Raw genomic sequence first — 20,693 nt, 5'->3', positions numbered from 1 at the left:
TGCCTCACTCGCTCTCTTCCCGAAGCAGCTGCTCGATTTCTTCTTCCGTCAGGTTTTCCAAGGCCGCTAATTGTTCCGCAATCGAGTCTTCATCAAAGCTGTTGAGCAAGCTGGTTTCGACAGCCTCGGCAAGCCCTGCGATTGTAAGTGACCCTTCGAACAGTACCGTCATTGGCAAATCCACTTCAAATTCCTCTCGAATTCTGGACAAAATCTGAATCGCTTTAATGGATTCGCCGCCCACCTCAAACAAATTATCCATTACTCCGATTTGCTCAATGACTAAAACATCTTCCCAGATGTTCAATATTCTTTTCTCAAATTCATTCCTTGGAGCTACATACTCCGCCCGCTCGCCAGTCTTGCCTTGCGAGGCCGCCTCCACTTTGGCGTGTATGCTTCTCGACGTATTCAAATGCCTTCCAATATCGTCCAGCACATCTAAAATGACCGGATCAGCACCGCTCGCTGTCTGCTGCGCGGCTGCATGAACCTCCTCACGTATGTGGCCGGCTTGTTCCAAGTAGGCCGTAAAGTCTATTGTTTTCGCAAACGCAGCCGTGAACGCATACACTTTATTTTCAGCCGAGGCTGCTACGTTCTGTGCTCCGATTAAGTCTAAAAACTGCGCGGCAGGCTGGTTCTTGGAGGTTGGAACAAAAACAACGTCCACTTGGCCCAGACCTTTGTCCGCCGCCAATTCGCCAAGTTTCGCAAGCATGGTATACTCTATTCCTTTGCCTAAAGCTCTGCAGCTAAGAAGGAAGCTGTCCACGATGAGCTTCGAACCCTGCTCGCGGCATACAACCAAACCTACTATTCCATAATCTCCAAACCTATCACTGGCAGCTACGGCAAAGCAGCTCACATTCTCTTCGCTGCCTATCTTTTTAAGCTCCGCTTCAGAGTGCCTAATCGTAGTAAAGTTAAATTGATTCACCCTCTGAGTCAATTGAGCGGCTCTTGCCAGCTCTGCATCACCTAGCGGAGAAATGCTGACGCTCAGCTCCAGCCCGCTAATAAAAGCTTCGTAGGACAGCATTTCCTGCTGGAACTTATTCCGCTCCGTATTTTGCTTAACCAATTCCGTACGGCTCTCATCTGCAGCAGTCGTGTTTATACGGTCAAATGCCCAAATGTTGCTTAAGTAAAGCGGGATGTCCTCGTCATTTTCAGGCAAGCATAACGTCAGAACTTGAGGACAACGCGTTTTAACCTCCATACATTCGACAGGGTTGTCGTCAATAAAGATGAAACTGTCGAGGCCCAGATTCAGTTCTCTAGCCAATGCTTCCAAATTATCTGATTTGCGCTCCCAGTTGATTCTGGAAGCCGCGATATGTTCGGGCTTGATCAGCATATCGGGACGCTTCAGCGCCTCTATGATATCGCTTTCATTATTTTTGCTGCAAAGACATAGAAGCATCCCTAAGCGCTGCTGCTCCAGCATAAACGTCTGCAGCTGCTTTCGGTATGGGTCCACTTCAATCCCTTCCACTCCGTCTTCACCGCAAATGCCCTTCCACAGTGTCTGGTCGCAATCCAGCACGATTACTTTATAAGGCAGGCTTGTGGCCGTATAGATTTTTCTAGCAATGACCGTACCGAGCGCATCAAAAAAGATCTGTTTGTACGGAATATGGCCCATTTTATCCGAATGGAAATCATAGTAGTCCGCTACGGGGTAGAGATCTAAAATGTCAGAAGAAGCAACTGGCACAATCCCATTCAATCCCTGAAGTCCTTGATATAATCGGTTCTCTATTTCCCTATAATCGCAAGCCGTTTCGGTGCTCCATTCCATTAGTGGCGAAGGAGGGCAAATACACACGATATGAATGGCTGATGTGGCTTCTACGGATGTTTTTACGGCATTCAGCAGATCAACGATATTTCGGTCGACTTTGGCTTGTAATAAAGCATCTTTCCTGATCTCCGTTTCCAAACCGTCCTCAACCCTGAACCAATCATCAAAACGAATGAGTATGACGTTGATCCCTTTGTTTTGGCGCATAGCGCTGTAAGGATCGAGCAGCTGTTTGAACACCTGATTCTCATATTGAATAGCAGCGTTTATTCCTAGCTTCTCCAACCAAAATACTAGAGACCTTCTAACTGGTTCTGCTGTAAACGTTGCCGAAAATACGAGATTTAACTCACGACTGGTCATATTCACGAAACTTCTCCCCTTGCTTAGAATAGGATAGCATTTTTACAGCCTTCTCTAGCTTATAGCCGCTACATCTGGGAGTTTATATTTTTTTACAACAAAGTCAATTTTATCGTAGACCATTGTCGAATCGTTGTCAATGAATTCCCTTTTCTTGTCGATGATGTCAATTATCTTGTTTATTTGACGCTAGAGGATTATATTATATTTGAGAAGTGGGCTATGAGACCTATAAGCCTTTGTATATTGATGAATAGGATGAATATGGAAAATAAACGGAAGTAGGAGTGGAGTCATATGAAGGTCCATCATGTAGGGTACGTCGTAGAAGATATTGATAAGGCATTACAGGAGTTTATAGCCCTTGGATACGAAGTGGATGGTGAAAAATGTCAGGATGAACAACGGAATATAGTCATCCAATTTATTAAAAGCGGTACCTATTTAGTGGAGCTGGTCTGTCCGCTTAATGACAATTCCCCGGTTAAAAATCTGTTGAAAAAAGTTGGCAGCACACCCTACCATTTCTGTTATGAAACGGCGAATCTCTCGGAGAAGACCGATCAATTGAAGAAGCTGGGCTATTTAGTCATAGCCGAGGCTTTGGAGGCTCCGGCTATCGGCAATAAGAAGGTCGTATTTTTGTTCAAAAATAATGTAGGCATTATAGAATTGGTCGAGGAATAAGCTCAGATCGTTTCCTTGTACAGCTGGGGGGACTTCCATGTCTTGATGGTGCCATCCACAGCTTGCATATTGGCATGAAAAAATCCTTTCCCGTCGATAAATGCTGGAACAAAGTGCTGCTTTGCCTCAATTGCAGCATGCAGAGCAAGAAGGGCAAGCGGTTCGGCTGCATCAAAATTCGCATACTTGCAGTTGCTTGCCGGCAGGAAATAGCCGAAATGAAATTTTCTGCTGACGATATTATCGCCTATTCTTCTAGCCATCTCCAAGTATTGCGAATGTCCGAATTTCGAATAAACATCGAGCATCGCATAAAGCGCTCTTGCATCGTCGCATGGCGCCTTGAAATCCAGATCAGCATCCACGCCAGGCTCGCGGCCTATATCGCCAAGTCCATTCCCTTTGGCGATGCTTCTTGCCGCTTCCCATAGGCTTTCGTCGCCCGTTTGTATGAACGTTCTTACATAAGAAAGCAAAAACTTGCTAGTAGCGGGAAACTGTCCGATGATGGCGCCTTTATCTCCATAATAGCCGTCCCGTTTAAGAGCGTATCCCGATAAATCCGTACCGTCGGTGAGCATCGGCTTAAACGCATTTTTTTCAGAAAGGTAGCCGTATTTCAAAAAAGCGCCGAGCCCTTGCCTTGACCATTGTGCCAGCTCCTTTACGACTTCCCCAATCGTGCTCACAAGCTGTAGCTGCATCAATGTATTTTCATAGTAGACGGTGGAGGCCTGCGCTTCCAGCAGCATTTTGCCTTCCAGAGCTGCGCCCCCAAACTCGGGACCGAATTGCCGCCCAGCCCTATCCCCGAAGCGGGAATGCGTATTGCTGTCGTCATTCGTATGATACACTTTTCTCGCTTGATTGAATTGATAGGCACCTAAGCCTGTATCCCTATTTCTCGCCTTGTTATATTGGCGGGCAAGCCTCTTCAGCCAGAGCAGGGCTCCTTTCTCGCCCGCCAGCTTGTACAGCATCCCTGCGGCATAGATTAGATCATTTCCCGCGTTCAGAAAAGACAGCCCGCTAACCTCCGAAAAAGGCTCCGCATCACGGAATTCGTGTGCCCACAGCCTGCTGCTTTTCAAGCCGAAGCTGCCGTGCCTGCTAATTTCGAGGGTGCTCCAATTAAAAACATGTGCATTCCATAACGCTCTAATGTAGTGGATGGTCGCTGCAGGATCAACCTCGTACATGAGTTCATAATACGGAAAATGGTTTTTCAGCTCATGCACCATTCCGTTTTTTTCCTCTGCTCCGGCAACCTGCAGCGTTTTCAAATCAATCAGCCGATGCCCGCCCCATTGCAGCAGGCCGCAAGGGCTTTGAAGATGGTCAAAGTGAAATTTGATTGCTAATTTAGCAGCATTTTCATACTGCTCATCACCTGTAAGCCTCGACAGCCCAACAAAGGTGCGAAAAAGGTTTTGCTGGCTCGCCAAATTGGACATGACCGCCTCGCGCCCTCCGGGAAATCGCCATGTGACAGGCTCCTTCGTCCTGACGTCAATTCCATCTGCGAACAACGGACTAGCCTCCCATCCGCTGCGGGCCCTTCCCTCCTTAAGCACATTGTCTGCAAATGTTATGACGTAGTTCAATCGCTGCTGATCCCTCGTACTCTTGTCCACCAATACACACCATCCTCTTGGATTTCCGGTATAAAAGCTTCGCTCTCCACTATGATTCTCTCTATGGTCAAAAAATGCTTTTTTGCAGGTTCATAGCTAATATATCATACATTTACCAGATAGCCTCAAGTATACGTAAGGCGTATCGTTTGCTGCGCTGCTTGCATTAAAAAGGAGCCATCAGATTTCCCGATGGCCCCCAAATTTATATACTAAAAGGATTCATGAATTTACAAGCCCGTCAGGGTTAAATTCACCCGTCGGTCCACTATCATAAGCAATTTAGCTCTTATAATAATAGTCCGGAATGGCTTCCCACCGTTTCTTCAGCTCGTGCGCCGCTAATTTTGGCTTGCGGTCACGCGTAAATACCCCTTTTTTATTGCCTTGAACGCGGAAGATGCCTTGACTGGTGTTGAAATCGGCAAAGTTCCATACATGCTCGCCGACAAAATTGCTGCACTCGTCGAACATCTCATGATTGGCCCGTAAAAATTCAGTCTGAAATTCTTCGGTAAACATGACGGGATCAACATCATGGAAGCCTGCGATCGTATCCGCGCCATATTCCGTCATGATGATTGGCTTCTCTGGGCAGCGCTTCCCCCAGCCTTGGAGCTCCTGACGGAGTCTCGATTTGGCAATCTCCCATTCCCCGCCTTCAACGTACCAGCCGTAATACCGATTCAAGCAGAGAACATCTACCAGATCCGATACCTTGCAATGCTCCGGGCTCCCTTCCTGAAGCGTTACCACTGTGACCGGACGTCCTTGCGGGTCGCATTCCTTCGCATATTGGATCAGCGGCTCGAAGTACTCGCGCGCCCCTTCCTCGGAAGTCGCAGGCTCATTGGCGATGGACCACATCACAACGCATGCATGGTTCTTGTCTCTCGCAATCAGCTCGCGAATGGCTTCCCGATGCGCTTCATAGGTTCTCAGCTCTTTCCACGTGTCCCGTCTCTTCCCACCCGTCAGCGTTGGAATGAAATTCAAATGCAGACCGACAGCAGCCACCTCGTCGATAACGACGAACCCTTCCCTGTCAGCCAGTCTCATGATTTCTTCCGAATATGGATAATGGGAGGTACGAAATGAATTGGCACCCATCCACTTCATTAATCGAAAATCCATGACATTGGCCGCCTCGTTAATGCCACGTCCATGAATCGGCGAATCCTCGTGTTTGCCGAAGCCCTTGAAGTAGAACGGTTTTCCATTGATTAGGAATTTGCCGCCCGCTACTTCCACAGTCCGGATGCCAAAGGGTTGATCATACTCATCGATGATTTCTCCTCCTTGAACTAGCTCCACCTTTAACGTGTACAAATAAGCATTCATAGGCTCCCAAAGCTTAGCATCCGCCAGCAAGAGGCTTCCTTGCGCCCCTTCTCCTTGGGCAACGATGCTTCCCGCTTCATCTAGGATATGGATACGCACGTCGGACTCTCCGGTGCTGTCAATTTTGCAGCTCACTTCCGCGGAGCCGTCATTCTTGACGCTTGATATAATCTGTACATCTTGTATATAGCTGTGAGGCGTCGTGTAGATCTTCACAGGACGATGCAGCCCCGCATAGTTAAAGAAATCGAAATTGGGATTATTTCGAGCGACTTTGCCCACTCCTTCAATATCGCGCTCCATGAAATGTCCCACAGGCAGTGTCGATTCGTCCAAAATATTATTGACGGCTACTGTGAGCCTATTTTTATGCGGCAGCAGGTGACCGTTCAGTTCAACTTCGAACGGTGTAAAGCCGCCCGTATGCTCTACGGCCAGCGTTCCATTGATATACACCTTCGCTTCATGAGTGGCCGAGCTGAATCGAAGAACGATTCGCTGCGAGGCCAGCGTCTTCGGAATAATGATATCCCGTTCGTACCAAACCCATCCTACATGATTTCGTATTTCGGCATTAACGCCGATATCGTTATAGGAAGACGGAACAGCCATCGCAATCGTGTCGCTTAGCGGCTGCATCTGCCATCCTTCCAGTAAGCCGATTCCGGGATCTGTCTTGAAATTCCAAATGCCGGACAAATCGATAACGCTGCGAGAAGACGTATTAATAGGGTATAGCATCCTTATCACTCCTCATAATGGATAATAGCTGTGCAGCGCGAATATCCATCCGCACTGCACAGAACTTTTTACTGCTTGGAATCAATAATTTTCTGAACCTTTTCTTGTGCATTGCGGATCGTCGTATCGATGTCGATGCCGGATAACATCATTTTATCAAATTCCTCCAGGAATACCTTCTCTAATTCTGCATGGTAAGGAACAGCGACAGCTGGAGTGGCCTGTTTCGTGTTTTCGAGAACATACATTAAGGATTCCTTATCGATGTTTTCAGGCGTTTTCGTGCCCGCAATAATGCTGTCTACAACCGTGTTCAGATCGGCTTTTTTCCACGATGGGAAGTTCTTGCCCTGCAGGACGATTCCTTCCGTTGTAAACCAGCGGATAAAGGTGTAAGCCGCTTCTTTATGCTTGGACTTGCTGTATATGCCCAATACGTCGCCGCTGACGTTGCCTGTGATCGGATCTCCTGCATTCATCGTCGGAAGTGGTGCGAACACGGTTTTGAATGTTGCAGGTACTTGCTCCGTTCCCCCTGCTTCCGGTACCAAGAATGATGCCATCGTAATCATGCTCGTATCCTGGTTAAAGTATTGAGGGCGGTAATTCAGCTTTTGGCTTACAATTTCCGAATATGGCGTCGCCGAGCCTTCTCGTTCCCCTTGAAGACGAACTTCCAATGACTTCCTGATTGCCGGAGTATCAATGTTTGCTTTCAAGCCATCGTCCGTCGTGAGATTGGCTCCGGTAGTCGATTGCCCCATATTCTGAATGAAATAACCGAATTGAATCCAGCTGTGAAAATAGGTGCCGTATTGCGTTTTGCCGTTTGCCGTCGTCGTCATCGCCTTGGCATACTCCATATACTGGTCCCAGGTCCATTGCTTCGGAAGCTCCAGTCCCGCTCCCTGGAGTCGGCTCTCATTGATGAAAACCATAGGTGTAGCAAGCTTGCCTGGCAAGCCATAGGTTACATCTTTGATTCGTGTGTCCGAGGAATACTCGTCCGTTAGAGAGAAGCCTTCCTTCTCTATATACGTATCAACTGGCTCTAACAAACCGAGCTCGGCGCGCTGGCTGAGAAATGACATGTTGCTAAACATTATAACATCCAGATCGTCACCAGAAGCCGCGGCTAAATCCAGCTTTTTATAATATTCATTCGAGTTATTGTCCTCCGCGGAGTTGAACTCCACCTTGATCTCAGGATGCTTCTTCTCGAACTCCTCGATTACGATATCCCAATTATCAGCTTTCTTCGGATACCAAGTATGCAATTTTATTGTGGTGACTGCCCCATCTGAAGAACCCTTGCTTCCCGTCTCCTCCGCCGTACTATTGCTGCCTGCCCCCGAGCATGCTGATGCTGCAAGCGCAACCAAAACTGAAGCGGCAGTCACCTGAATCCATTTTTTCTTTAACATTGAAATTCCCCCTTGAATAATAGTTTTCTATCCTTTGACACTTCCCGAGGCCACGCCTTCAATGACTTGTTTCTGGCCTACAATGAAGATGATCAACAGTGGCAAGATCGCAGAAACGGCTCCCGCCATCATAAGCGAATAAAACTCTCCATTAAAATCGGCAAACTTCCGAATCCCCAGCTGAAGCGTGAACAAGGCTTCAGAGCGCAAGAAAATAAGAGGATTCTGATAATCGTTCCATGTCCAAATGAAACGCAGAATCATATAAGTCGCAAGCGCCGGCTTGACTAACGGCAGCCCGATCCGGAAGAAAATAATCCAATGATTCGCGCCGTCGATTCGCGCAGATTCGATAATCTCATTATGGACGCTCATGAAGAACTGGCGCAGCAAGAACGTGCCTAATACTCCCGATGCTGCAAGCAATACAAGACCGAAATGGCTATCGAATAGACCAAGCCAGCGAAACATCATAAATTGCGGAACAAGGATGGCCTGAGAAGGAATCATGTAAGTAGCCAGCACTAAGATAAACATAGCTTCCCGGCCTTTGAAGATCACCTTGGAAAATCCATAAGCGGCCATAGCCGAGATGATTAATGACAAGGCAGTAGCCATCAGTGTCACTTTAATGCTATTTAAGTAATAAAGCGTGAAAGGAACAGCACCCGACCAGACCTGTGTGTAATTTTCTATCATGTACCATGTTTTTGGAATCCATTGTATGGGATATGTCATGACATCAAGTTCAGGCTTGAACGAGGCCGATAACATCCAAATGAATGGCAGGATAAAAAATATCCCGACGATTCCCATTAGAGCCGTGATGATCAGACGGCTCACGCTGACGGATTGCATATGTGTATTCCCCCTAGTAATTTACCCATTTCTTCTGACCTAACCATTGAATTAGTGTCACGAATAAGATCAGGAGCAGCAGCACGATACCCATCGCAGACGCATAACCGGATTGCAGGTTAACAAACGCCGCTTCGTAAAGGTAATAAACGATAACCGAGGTAGAGCCGGCAGGGCCGCCGCTAGTCAACACCATAATGAGATCGAAAACCTTGAACGAGCCAACCACCCCTGTTATGAGCAAAAAGAAGGTTGTCGGAGTAAGCATAGGCAAGGTAATCGTGAAAAACTGCCTCAGAGGAGAAGCACCATCTACATCGGCCGCCTCGTAAATATCCTTCGGTATCCCCTGCAAGCCTGCCAAATAAATGACCATATTAAAACCAAGCGAGGTCCACACCATAATGATCATGACGGCAATCAGTGCGAATTGCGGGTCCGCCAGCCATAGCGGCGGATTCTCAATGCCTATCCCTCGCAAAAATCCGTTAATCGGTCCGCTGTTGGGATGGAATAATACCCGCCACAATAAAGCGATTGCGACGAAGCTTGAAATAAAAGGCATAAAGTAGATAACTTTGAAGAAATCTTTAAAGTAGGTCGCTGTGTTAATCAAAGCCGCAAGCACCAGCGCGAAAAACATCGATACGGGAACGACCGCAATCATAATGACATTGTTCCTAAGCGCACGATGGAACCCTTCATCATGCAGCAATTTGTTATAATTCTCAAATCCGATAAAGTTTAGCCCATCGAGCCCTGCGATGAAGTTCCACTCGGTAAAACTGATCAACCCTGACAAAATGATCGGGATTACGACCAGCGTCATAGTCAATACCAACATGGGCAAAATAAATAAATAACCATTAATCATGTCGTAAAATCCTTGCTTGCGGATTCGGAGAGCCTTGCCTGTTTTCGCCTCCTGATCCAAACCATTTCTCGTTGTCTGCTCCAAATTTGCCACCTCACTGTCCTCTATGTCTTCCTCATTATAGGTGCCGCGTTCCATACAAACATGCAACGATTTTTTCTATAGCAAAAAAGTTTTGCGATATTTTTTCCCTCATTGCAAAAAATGTTGAATGATTCGTTCATCCGCATGCTGTAGTATTGCTTTATAAAGAAGAATGGCAACGAGGGGTGACACAACAGCATGCGTTTTATATTAAAGCTAAAACATTTATCCTTGCGGCAAAAGCTGATTCTGACATCGATTGCCTGTCTGGTATTGCCTACGGTAGCTATGCTGTATATTAGCAGCTACTACTCCAAGTTAATTATTCGAGAGCACACCCTTGAGAAAGCAACGCAATCCCTTGCCATTGTACAATCTCAATCCAATGCGATTATGGAGGAGCTTGTGTCCATCTCAAATTTCGTCCAATTCGATCCCGAGATTAAAACCTTGCTGGAGGAAGCCCAAGATCATCCGATTGCTGCTAGACAATTAACGACCCGGCTAGAGCAGATTGCGGGAGAGAAGCCGGACTTACGGCTAACTTTGCTGACAAGGGATGGCCGCGCTTATTCCGATTATTCCTTTTACGATTTCGAGCCTCAGCAATTTGCTCAGCAAGACTGGTTTGACAAGGCATCCCGACTGACGGCATACGAAACGTTGTTTTTGGGTGGATTGCGGAACTACTTGCCGCCGCTAGATCATGATCAAGGATATGTCTATTTAACCGCTCGGGCATTGACGGAGGCTATTGATCAAGCCCCCTTCGCCTATCTAATTGTCAGTCGAACGGAAGACTCCATTCGGGATCTGTTCGCTGGCCTAGAAGAGGATGTTTACCTGCTGAGTAACGAGAATATCATTTTATCCAATCGAAACGCTGACGTCATCGGTCAGCCCTTCGAGACGATTATGAACGAGGAGACTAGCTCTTCACCAAGCTTTATTCACCTGCGAGGAGAAAATCAAATTCATCTCTCGCTTCCACTTCGTTATGCGGACTGGAGACTCGTAAGTCTGGCGCCTTACGAGCAGCTTACCGGTAAATTAAATACCTTCTATCAGTCCGCCTTATTGCTTCAATCGCTGTTTGCCATTTTTTTCTTATTTGCTTTAACCTATCTATTGGGTAGATTCACGAAGCCGGTTCGATTGCTGGGCGAGGCGGTCAAGAAGGTGGAAGCCGGGGATTTGCAATATCGCTCCAATATTCGCGGCCGTGACGAGATTGGGCGTTTGGGACGCTCATTCGACATGATGCTGGATCGGATTCAGCAGATGCTTCAGCAGGTAGAGATCGAGCAGCAATTAAAGAGGCAAGCGGAAATGGCGATGCTGCAGGCGCAAGTACATCCGCACTTTTTATTCAATGTCTTAAGTTCCATACGTTTGAAATTATTATTGAAGCATGATGAAGACACCGCCCATGTTGTCGGCTCCTTAGCCTCGCTGCTGCGGGCAAGCTTGATGAGGCAAAATGAATTCGTAACGCTTTATGCCGAGATTGAAACGACGATGCAGTATATTGATTTAATGAAATTTACGATGAGATTCCCGACTGAGTGCCACCTGGACATTCAGCCAGACCCGTTAACCATCACCGTACCCAGGTTTATCTTGCAGCCAATCATCGAGAATGCTTATAAGCATGGATTTACGCAGAGCGGTGGTATCATTACGATTAAGGTAGTAACGGATGCCGATATGCTGCGTATCACAATCGAAGACAATGGTCTAGGCATGACACCCGAGACGCTTCAGAATGTGAAGGATCGATTCAATGTTCAGAAGCGGGACGTCATTGAGCAGATGATTGCGGAGGAGCGTACAGCCGCCTCAGGAATCGGATTATTTAATGTGTACAGCCGATTGAAGCTCCTTTACAGTGACCGTTTTGAGATGGACATTGATAGCGTGTATGGCAAACAAACGACCATCGTATTAATATTTCCTGCTGCTGAGCCAGCCGAATCTGTAGAGGTAGGTGAACACCATGTTTAAAGTCGTTATTGCAGACGACCATTACCCCGTGCTTGATTATTTAAGCAATATTATTCCTTGGACCAAGCTTGGCTTTGAGCTTTCCGCGCTCTGCTCCAATGGAGGTGAAGCATGGGAAGCCTGTCAAAACCAACTACCGGACATTCTCATTACGGATATTGGCATGCCCGTGATGGACGGTCTTGATCTCATCGAGAAGGCGCGCGAAGCGAATCCTCGTTTGAAAACCATTATTTTATCCTGTCACGAGGATTTTCAATATGCCCAAAGAGCCGTTAAGCTTAACGTCAACGATTATATCTTAAAGGAAAGCCTTCGCATGGAGCATGTCGTTACGGTTCTGCAGCAGCTTGCTTGCACGTTAGCCGAAGAGAAACAAGCCGAGAACAGCCGTCTCCAACTGCAGAACGTCGTGCAGCAAAATCTGTCCGTCATTCATACCCGCTTTATTCGCAAGCTGCTGGAGCAGCCGATATGGAACGAGGCGGAGTGGAATGACGAAGCCGAGAGAATGGGCATTCACCTCCGTGATGGCATGCCATATCTGCCTGTTGCGGTGCTGCCGGAGCGCTCATTCGAGCTTGAAAGCCGGTTTGGCGGAGCCATGAATATGCAATTCGTCATCGACAACGCCTTGCAGGAATTAGTCCAATACGAAGGTGTTATCTTGCTTGTACCGAACGAACGCCAATACTTCCTTCTGTTTCCTTTCCCGGCCACGTTGAAACGCAATCTTCATGAGGACATCCGGGCGGAGCTGAGGCGTGTTCAACAATTAGTGCACCGGCATCTCAGTATTGGGATATCATTCTATCGCGGTGATGTGGCTCGGGATTTCCTGCAATTGAAGAAGCAATTACAAGATTTAATGAATGTGAAGATGTTCCGTTTCTATGCAGGAGAGCTCGTCTATGCGGAGCTGCAGCCGCTCCAAACGACGAAAGAAGATTTGTTCCTGCATTATGCCAAGGCCTTTCAAGAGCTGAAGGACAGTATGCTTGGGGGAGAACGGGATCTCATTCATACTACGGTGAATCGATGGGGAGCATTCATTCAGGATCGCGTATATCCAGTTGAATCTGTGAAAAGCTGGATACTAAAAATGGCATTGGAGCTAGAGCTCAAGTATACGGTGATGCAAAACTTCGTGATCAACTTCAACAGTGAGCTGCAGCAGCAGCAAATTGCTTCTATTGAAACGCTGAAGCATCTTTTGGAATGGCTGCAAATTTTTCTCGAAGAGAAAGCTACCGATATTCAGATGCTGCGCGACCATACGGTACGGAGGGAAATCGCGGAAGCCCAGCGCTATATTCAAACCCATATTGGAGAGAAAATCGCCATGGATGAGATGGCCCATCGGTTAAATCTGAATCCATCGCACTTCAGTCGTATTTTCAAGCAGGAAACCGGTGAAACCTTCGTCGAATTCGTCACGCGGACGAAGATGGAGAAAGCGAAGGAGCTATTGAATCAGTCCGACATGACCGTGGTAGAAATCGCGGAGCAGCTCGGCTACGAGCATACCAGTTACTTTATTAAGCTGTTCCGCAACGCCTCCGGCATGTCTCCTAACGAGTATCGTAAATCAATGTGAGCACATGGTCTGGTGAACGAGTTGCAGCCCTTTACTCTTATCATAAAAAAAGCCCCTTCATAGGGGCAATAGCAGATCTGCTTTTGACATTTACGGCATCCGTAAAATATGCTTTTCTCTGTATTCCTGTGGCGAATGTCCGGTTGCTTTTTTAAAAAAGCGAGTAAACGAAGTAGCCGATTCGTATCCTACACGCCGGGCAATGTCGCTTATTTTTAAATTTTCACTCTTAAGTAAATCCTTTGCTTTGATTAACCGAGTTGAATCAATAAACTCAGTCAGATTTCTTCCCGTTTCCTGTTTGTAGATGCGTGACAAATACGAGGGATTGAGATGTACTTGTTCTGCCAATCTGACCAGTGACAAATCCTCGTCTAAATGACTCATAATAAATCCCTGTAGGTAGTCGATCATATGGTCCGCCCGCTTCTTCTGATCCACTTTTTGCATATTAAAAAGAACAGAAGATAATTCCGTCAGGTACAATGCCGCAGCGTTCCAAGTTTCGAAAAAATCGGTCCGCATCAGCTGCGTCTGACTAATTTGACCGGCTACCTTCACATTCAGTCCCCATCTGTTTATATAGGACATAAGATAGAGAGCCACGGTGTAATAGGCTTCCTGCGCATTGACATTATTTTTACTGCGAATGCCTCTTAAAGGAACAAGCAGCTGCTCCAAGGCTTCAAAATACTTCTCCTTATGCCCTGACTCCAAATGCTGCTCAATAACAGAAAGATTTTTTAGTTTGAGCGCCGTTACCAGCTTCTCTCCTTCATCGAATTCTTCTTCATAGCTATTAACTGGGCCAACCTCATTGCCCATATTGTCATTTATCTCACTGTCAACTAAAAGTATTGTATTTTCAATGCCTATCCGATAATTTAGCAAATGGTGCAGCGAATGATACTGATTGAAAACAGAATCCCACCAGCTGGCTTTACTGCCGACAGTAAAGCTGACAGGCATACCGATGTTCTCCTGACAAGCTGTCTGTATAACTTCCAATATGCCTTTAAGGAAAGAAACCGTTTTATTGAAATAATGCTCGATCATATCCGAATTCGCCGGAAATGTGATGGATAATGATTCCTTAGGCTGGACAAAAATGACAAACCGATGATTTTCGTCTAAAACAATTGCAATATTCACATGGGCGGCCAAATACCTTTGAATAATTTGACGAACTGAATAGACCTGCTGCATCTGCTGCATGTAGTCACTGGCCTCAGGTAACTTATCAATCTTGCCCAATACCAAAGTAACAGGCCATTGCACATTAATCGGAATCGATAGCTGTTCAAACTGTTCTTGGCTAATTTGTACCGCTTGATTCCCCTTTAGAATACACAGTAAATAATTTTCTTGAAACAAATTCAAAGCCATGTGGATTTGTTCTTTTGCATTTCGAATTAAATCTTCCGTTTTAATTTCTTTACGAATTTTTGATACGGTTTCTTCTATAACTTGAATTACTTTATCAATATCTTCTGCCTTAAGAATAAAGCTGACGTCCCGATGCTGAATGGCTTTGTAAACGTATTCAAATTCACTGTGGCCTGTCAAAAAAATAACTTTGCATTGGGGCCAGCTTCGAAAAATTTCCTCCATTAGCTGCATACCGTTTAAAATGGGCATATCAATATCGGTCAGAACAATATCAATTCTGGTTCTATTGAGCCACTCTATAGCTTCTTCTCCACTATATGCCTTATAAACATCAAGATCCAAATGAATCATGCCTCGAAAAATTTCGTAAAGATGATTCACAATCATTTCTTCATTGTCTACAATTAAGAGCCTGTACATGCTCAAACCCTCGCCTTCGGGTTAAGTCGCAACGTCACCTTTAAACCACCCATAGAGCTTCGCTCTAAACTCAATCCGTTCTCGTCGCCGTAAATCAACCGGATTCGTCTATGGATGTTGATTAGACCTGAAGTCTCAATATTGGTGTTATCGTAAAAAAGCTTAGGCACGGATACCAGTGTTTGATCCGATAAATGAGCTCCATTATCTTCAACAATAATACGCAATGCGCGATCATCGAGACGAAAGCTTATCGAAATTCTTCCCTTTTCTTTCGTTTTTTCCACAGCATACTTAAAGGCATTTTCAATGATTGGCTGAAGAATCAGTCTAGGTACCTGTATATCCCTGACCGCATCCGGACAGTCTTCAAAATGGATCGACAATCTGCTAGGAAAACGCATGAGCTGAATTTCGGTATACGTCCGTGCATGTTCAACTTCCTCATATAAGGGCAAATAATCCGAAGCATTTCTTGTAATAAACTGAAAATAATCACCCAAAAGCTTAGTAAAAGCAATTAAATTCTCATCCCCTATTCTTGCCATCGTATTAATTAAAAACAAGCTGTTATATAGAAGATGCGGGCTGATCTGAGACTGCAATTGCTTTAGCTCTGCCTTCTGATTGAGAATCTTCTGCTTATATACCTGATCGATCAGGGCCGATACATTCTGAACCATAGAATTAAAGCCTTTGTACAAATAACCAAACTCGTTTTTTTTATTTACTTGAATATGAACATTGAAGTTGCCACTCTCTACTTGCCGAAAAGACCCCACAAGCTTTCTCATTGGCTTATGAATCAAATTATAAGTGTATACGCAGTAGAGAATAATAATCATCAATCCCACACCTGTAAATATCCATAACCAAATATAAAAGCTTTGAACGGGAACAAAGATCAAATTCTGCGGGATATAACGCAGCAAAAGCATGTTCAAATATTTTGACTTCACGGAAACAACATAAATAGTTTGTCCATTAATCTTGTTGTAGCCAATGTTTCCGCTTTCAACTTTAAGATGGCTTTCTGCAAGCTCCTCCAGCAGCAGCGCATCATTATTTCCTTTTCCAGGTATCACCATATTGTGGGTCAAATCGATTAAAAAGGTGCCGCTATCGGCATACGTGCGGAACTGCCCTAGTGCTTCTTGCAATGCGGTCGTATTGATCTCAACCTCAATCAAGTACATTTGAGATAGACCAGCGTTTCCAGCGTGAAGAGTGGTCAAGTAGAGCTTGTCTTCATACTGCACCAGCTGTGCCCCCCTCTCCCCTTCCGGCACCCGGAGGTGCTCGAATTTATCCATATCAATAGGACTTACGGAGGTGGTGGAGGATATGGTTTTTTGAATAGAGAGAATATGCACGCTTACGTTAGCAATATAGGAGCTGCTGTTATGGATGGTAACAAGTCGCTGTTGCAGTTTTCTCATGCTTTCCACTGTCTCATATTCATTCATAATGGAATGGCTTATGGCAAGCTTAGCAAGATATTCATCATTGAGACTATCGTATTGCAATATTTTTATGCGTTCTACCTCATCTTCCAGACTTTCAAGATAAAACGATACTTGTGCAGTCGAGGAATTTATAATTTCATTCTTTACTGTGTTTAGGCTCCAATTATACATGTAAATTCCCAAAAGGATGATAAGTAGGATTGCCATTAGAAATGTCGCAACCAACCTCGCGAATATACTGCCTCTGATATGCACCTCCTCCCTTATTTGTTTAAAGTTAATCCTATTTAAACTATAATATCTTCCATACTACCCTTTAACACTTCCCAACACCATCCCTTTTACAAAAAATCGTTGAAGGAACGGGTATACGCAAATAATAGGAAGCGCCCCTAGAAAAATTTGGGCGGATCGCATTGTTTTGTCTGATATAGTTGCCATTAGCTTGGCCTCCTCCGGTGTCATGGTGCTGAAGGAGCGTTGAACTACAATGGTCTGAATGTAGCTTTGGATAGGATAATGACTGGGATCATTCATATAGATCAAGCCATCAAACCAGCTGTTCCAGTGACCAACGAGTGAAAACAAAAGAATGGTCGCTAAGGCCGGCAACGATACCGGAACATAAATGCGCCATAAAGTTATCCAGTGTCCAGCGCCGTCCATATAGGCTGACTCGCTTAATTCCTTTGGAATCATCCGAAAAAAATTCAACAGCAGAATAACACTAAACACAGGTACTGCGGTCGGCAGAACCAGCGCCCAAATGGTATCCATCAATCCAAGCTGTCTGATGACCATATAGGTAGGAATTAGTCCAGCGCCAAATATCATTGTAATGAAGAAGCTCCATGAGTAAAAGCTGCGAAAGCGGAATTCGCCATTTTCCTTAGAGAGCGGATAGGCTACCATTATTGTGAGCAAGAGATTAATAGCGCCGCCAAAAAGGATACGCTGAAAAGATATAAACATCGATTGCCAGAAGGCTGCCCGCTGCGCCACAAATTCGTAGGAGGCTAATGTAAAATCCTTGGGCCACAAAGTTACCGTACCCGTTGCCGCAACGGCGCTGGAGCTGAATGAAACGGCCAGTATGTGAATCATCGGAATCAAACAAAACAATGCAACTAACGCCAGAAAGCAAGAATTAAACATAGCAAACCAGTCGATCTTCTTTTGTACATGCATAATAGCTCCCCCTAGAAAATCCTATAATCCGCAACCTTATAGGCGATGAAATATGACACAGATACGAGTATAAGTGCTACAACAGACTTAAATAATCCTACTGCTGTTGCTATACCGAATTGGGCATCCAATAAACCGATGCGGTATACAAAGGTATCAAGAATATCCCCGCTTTCGTATACCATTGGGCTGTACATATTGAAAATCTGATCAAAACCGGCATTTAGCAAATTGCCTAAATTAAGAACCATAAGTAAAACGATAACCATCTTCATACCCGGAAGGGTCACATTCAAGGTCTGCTTCCAACGATTAGCTCCATCAATCTGTGCTGCTTCATATAAATCCGGGTTAATGCCAGTAATCGCCGCCAGATAGATGATCGTACCATAACCAAACTCCTTCCATGAGTCAGTCAATATCATGGTTATAGGGAACCATTTGTTATCCCCAAGGAAAAAGATAGGTTCAAAGCCAAACAGTTGAATGACTTGATTTACCAAGCCGTCAGTAGGCGATAAAATTTCTATAAAGATGCCGCCTAATACAACCCATGATAAAAAGTGGGGCAAATAAATGGCGGTCTGAACTCCTCGTTTCATACCGGCATGCTTGACTTCGTTTAAAAGAATCGCAATCACGATAGGTACAAAAAGTCCCAAAATGATTTTCAATACCGCAATGTAAAGCGTATTCCACATGATACTGTTGAAATTGGGCATGTTCATAACATACTGAAAATTACTCAGTCCTACCCATTGCTGATCGCCAAACAAACCCTTGGCCGGAATAAACTTCTGGAACGCAATGATGATACCTCCTATGGGGAGATAACTAAAGACAATCAAAAAAAGGAACCCCGGCAATATAATTAAATGCAGTGGTATTTCCCTTTTCCATCTTCTTTGTAACATACGATTCACCCTGTTTCTTTTCTATGATTGGGAATGGGAATAATAAGAGAAAGGACACTCTCTAAAAAGCCTAGCATCCTTTCTCTTTGTTGCTATTATTTTTCTACAGAAGCATACCACTCATTGACTTCTTTGGTCATATCGGCACCACCAAGCTTATTCCAGTTCTCCACGAACTTGTCGAAATCGTCAATTGGGGCAGCACCCATAATGAGCTTCACGAATACTTCCTTTTCCAGAGATTTCAGCGTGGACTGTTTTTCCGCCATGGTTTTGGTTGGCGAGCCTGCGAAGGACTCTAGCATAAATAGATCCTTATCCACGTATTCAACGCTATGTCGATATACCCCATCCACACCATATATTTTAGGCCAGCCCCATTGAGAGGTATCTCCATTTTCAAACGCCTTGATGTTGTTTTGAATAGATTGCGCTTCGCCAGTCAACTGATCCAATGTATTATTGGAACGAGCTGCCTGAATCTCTTTAAACGCATTAAGATTTTTAAATGGTGGATACGGTTGAACCGGTGAATACTTCCACACCCCTACGCTGTCATTTGCGGCAGGCATATAGTAGTTATCAAAATCACCTGTTTTCCCCCAGTTTAGCTCTACGTGAAGATTAAACATTTTGATCAATGCTTCCGGATTCGAGAAACCCTTTTTAACAACCCAGAACTCAGAAGCTCCAAAATTCTGAGGTGAAAGAACAGGCTTGTCATCTACGGATACCAAGGCGTATCCTTCCCAATTTGCTGTTGGATCGTTCTGATAGTTGCTGATAAGCGGATACATAGGGTTCCATTGCGCGCCGAACTCCATGCCAACCTTACCAGATGCAATCGTTTCCGCTACCTTGCCGCCATCCTTTACACCAAATTCCTTATCAATCTGGCCGTCCTTATATATTGTAGAGAGCGCTTTCAAAGCTTCCTTTACTTCTGGAAGGGTACTGCCCCATACTAAATTTCCTGAACCATCATCTATCCACATATTAGGGTAAGCATGGTAACCGGTAAAGAACCCTTCTAATCCCATTGCACCGCCGTATAGATCCTTTGTAATAGCTAGACCGTAGGTATCATTTATATTATTCTTATCCGGATCCTGACTTGTGAATGCTTTACTTATGGCCAGGACATCGTCCATTGTTTTAGGTGCGTCAATTCCCAAATTTTCCAGCCAGTCGGTGCGAATCCAAATGAATGTGCCATCGCCGTAGACCTCTGCAGGACCCATTCCCATCATTTTCCCATCCATTGATGCAGCATTGAGTACAGCAGGTCCTTGAACCGTGTACAATTCTTTCAGAAGATCGGAAGCATAAGTATCCCAATATGGTTTCAGATCCTCTATCATGTCAGCATCGGCCATTTGCTTCATCTGAGATCCCGTTACGCGAAGCATGTCAGGGATTTCACCTGAAGCCAATGTAACGTTAATTTTTTGGGTGTAGGCATCTCCGCCCTTTACCGTCCAATCGTATTTAACATCAATCCCTAGCTTTTCCGAATACGCCTTAAGCCAGCGATTGTCATCTACTGTCTCTCCTGGTGTTTTAGGAATAATGTTATCCTGCATATCATTATCCACATCACGGGCAAATCTAATTGTAAGCGCTTTATTATATTTCCCTAAAGGATCCTTATTTTCTGAAACTTCTCCATTTGACTCACTTGGTGCGATGCTTCCCGCTGGACTGCTTGTCGATTTATTGCTCTCTGAATTGGCACTGCATGCTGATAAAACTCCCGCTGACAGCAGCAAAAGACTTAAAATAGCAGCTGTTTTAGATAAATTACTACTTTTCACACTCATAGCCCCCTTTTAATAGTTAAGCATTCAGTAACAACTCAACTATATCTCCAAATTAATCAATTCGCTATTATCTAGTTATTAC

Annotated in this window: 14 protein-coding genes; 3 read left to right on the top strand and 11 right to left on the bottom strand. The window is 45.0% G+C overall.

Annotated features, from left to right (window positions below; translation table 11 throughout):
- Window positions 1-4: 4 nt before the first annotated feature.
- On the bottom strand, window positions 5-2,170 hold the full coding sequence (locus MHB80_RS10635) for an HAD-IIIC family phosphatase (RefSeq protein WP_341282935.1): 2,166 nt from the start codon (window positions 2,168-2,170) through the stop codon (window positions 5-7).
- A gap of 297 nt (window positions 2,171-2,467) precedes the next feature.
- Here MHB80_RS10635 and MHB80_RS10630 point away from each other — a divergent pair, with 297 nt between their 5' ends.
- The gene (locus tag MHB80_RS10630) at window positions 2,468-2,857 is read left to right on the top strand and encodes a VOC family protein (protein ID WP_341282108.1); all 390 of its coding nucleotides are present in this window, start codon (window positions 2,468-2,470) and stop codon (window positions 2,855-2,857) included.
- Window positions 2,858-2,859: 2 nt separating this feature from the next.
- Here MHB80_RS10630 and MHB80_RS10625 read toward each other — a convergent pair whose 3' ends face one another.
- The 5 genes from MHB80_RS10625 to MHB80_RS10605 form a co-directional block, all read right to left on the bottom strand.
- Window positions 2,860-4,491, bottom strand: a complete 1,632-nt coding sequence (locus MHB80_RS10625) for a hypothetical protein (protein WP_341282107.1) — start codon at window positions 4,489-4,491, stop codon at window positions 2,860-2,862.
- A gap of 282 nt (window positions 4,492-4,773) precedes the next feature.
- Entirely contained in the window at window positions 4,774-6,573 is a 1,800-nt protein-coding gene (gene uidA, locus MHB80_RS10620; RefSeq protein WP_341282106.1) for a beta-glucuronidase, read from the bottom strand.
- A gap of 68 nt (window positions 6,574-6,641) precedes the next feature.
- Complete coding sequence (locus tag MHB80_RS10615) at window positions 6,642-7,997, bottom strand: extracellular solute-binding protein (RefSeq protein WP_341282105.1); 1,356 nt, start codon at window positions 7,995-7,997, stop codon at window positions 6,642-6,644.
- Between the two features lie 27 nt (window positions 7,998-8,024).
- A complete protein-coding gene (locus MHB80_RS10610; RefSeq protein WP_338555606.1) occupies window positions 8,025-8,855 on the bottom strand; it encodes a carbohydrate ABC transporter permease in 831 nt (276 codons plus the stop codon).
- A 13-nt stretch (window positions 8,856-8,868) separates the two neighbouring features.
- Window positions 8,869-9,822 carry a sugar ABC transporter permease gene (locus MHB80_RS10605; RefSeq protein WP_341282104.1) on the bottom strand — a complete coding sequence of 318 codons (954 nt, stop codon included), beginning with the start codon at window positions 9,820-9,822 and terminating at the stop codon, window positions 8,869-8,871.
- A 189-nt stretch (window positions 9,823-10,011) separates the two neighbouring features.
- Here MHB80_RS10605 and MHB80_RS10600 point away from each other — a divergent pair, with 189 nt between their 5' ends.
- Window positions 10,012-11,817 (top strand): histidine kinase, encoded by a 1,806-nt coding sequence (locus MHB80_RS10600; protein WP_341282103.1) that lies wholly within the window; start codon window positions 10,012-10,014, stop codon window positions 11,815-11,817.
- On the top strand, window positions 11,810-13,414 hold the full coding sequence (locus tag MHB80_RS10595; protein ID WP_341282102.1) for a helix-turn-helix domain-containing protein: 1,605 nt from the start codon (window positions 11,810-11,812) through the stop codon (window positions 13,412-13,414). Before MHB80_RS10600 ends, MHB80_RS10595 begins: the two co-directional genes overlap by 8 nt.
- Before the next feature lie 90 nt (window positions 13,415-13,504).
- Here the strand turns inward: MHB80_RS10595 and MHB80_RS10590 are convergent, their stop codons facing one another.
- From MHB80_RS10590 to MHB80_RS10570, 5 genes are all read right to left on the bottom strand, one after another.
- Window positions 13,505-15,223 (bottom strand): helix-turn-helix domain-containing protein, encoded by a 1,719-nt coding sequence (locus MHB80_RS10590; protein ID WP_341282101.1) that lies wholly within the window; start codon window positions 15,221-15,223, stop codon window positions 13,505-13,507.
- 2 nt (window positions 15,224-15,225) lie between these two features.
- Window positions 15,226-16,860 (bottom strand): histidine kinase, encoded by a 1,635-nt coding sequence (locus MHB80_RS10585; protein ID WP_341282100.1) that lies wholly within the window; start codon window positions 16,858-16,860, stop codon window positions 15,226-15,228.
- A gap of 138 nt (window positions 16,861-16,998) precedes the next feature.
- Window positions 16,999-17,877 (bottom strand): carbohydrate ABC transporter permease, encoded by an 879-nt coding sequence (locus MHB80_RS10580; protein ID WP_341282099.1) that lies wholly within the window; start codon window positions 17,875-17,877, stop codon window positions 16,999-17,001.
- Between the two features lie 11 nt (window positions 17,878-17,888).
- Window positions 17,889-18,791, bottom strand: coding sequence for an ABC transporter permease subunit (locus MHB80_RS10575; RefSeq protein WP_341282098.1), 903 nt, complete (start codon window positions 18,789-18,791; stop codon window positions 17,889-17,891).
- Window positions 18,792-18,886: 95 nt separating this feature from the next.
- The gene (locus tag MHB80_RS10570) at window positions 18,887-20,605 is read right to left on the bottom strand and encodes an extracellular solute-binding protein (protein WP_341282097.1); all 1,719 of its coding nucleotides are present in this window, start codon (window positions 20,603-20,605) and stop codon (window positions 18,887-18,889) included.
- Between the last annotated feature and the right edge of the window lie 88 nt (window positions 20,606-20,693).

Source organism: Paenibacillus sp. FSL H8-0537, from assembly GCF_038051995.1.
Classification (GTDB): Bacteria; Bacillota; Bacilli; order Paenibacillales; family Paenibacillaceae; genus Pristimantibacillus.
Note: the sequence above shows the minus strand (reverse complement) of the source record. Positions and strands in the feature narration are given on the sequence as shown.

Bases quoted from the DNA above. Each gene is read 5' to 3' on its own strand.
- MHB80_RS10590 (WP_341282101.1), bottom strand. From the start codon at position 15,223: ATGTACAGGCTCTTAATTGTAGACAATGAAGAAATGATTGTGAATCAT.
- MHB80_RS10575 (WP_341282098.1), bottom strand. From the start codon at position 18,791: ATGTTACAAAGAAGATGGAAAAGGGAAATACCACTGCATTTAATTATA.
- MHB80_RS10595 (WP_341282102.1), top strand. From the start codon at position 11,810: ATGTTTAAAGTCGTTATTGCAGACGACCATTACCCCGTGCTTGATTAT.
- MHB80_RS10580 (WP_341282099.1), bottom strand. From the start codon at position 17,877: ATGCATGTACAAAAGAAGATCGACTGGTTTGCTATGTTTAATTCTTGC.
- uidA (WP_341282106.1), bottom strand. From the start codon at position 6,573: ATGCTATACCCTATTAATACGTCTTCTCGCAGCGTTATCGATTTGTCC.
- MHB80_RS10610 (WP_338555606.1), bottom strand. From the start codon at position 8,855: ATGCAATCCGTCAGCGTGAGCCGTCTGATCATCACGGCTCTAATGGGA.
- MHB80_RS10630 (WP_341282108.1), top strand. From the start codon at position 2,468: ATGAAGGTCCATCATGTAGGGTACGTCGTAGAAGATATTGATAAGGCA.
- MHB80_RS10615 (WP_341282105.1), bottom strand. From the start codon at position 7,997: ATGTTAAAGAAAAAATGGATTCAGGTGACTGCCGCTTCAGTTTTGGTT.
- MHB80_RS10585 (WP_341282100.1), bottom strand. From the start codon at position 16,860: ATGTATAATTGGAGCCTAAACACAGTAAAGAATGAAATTATAAATTCC.
- MHB80_RS10635 (WP_341282935.1), bottom strand. From the start codon at position 2,170: ATGACCAGTCGTGAGTTAAATCTCGTATTTTCGGCAACGTTTACAGCA.
- MHB80_RS10600 (WP_341282103.1), top strand. From the start codon at position 10,012: ATGCGTTTTATATTAAAGCTAAAACATTTATCCTTGCGGCAAAAGCTG.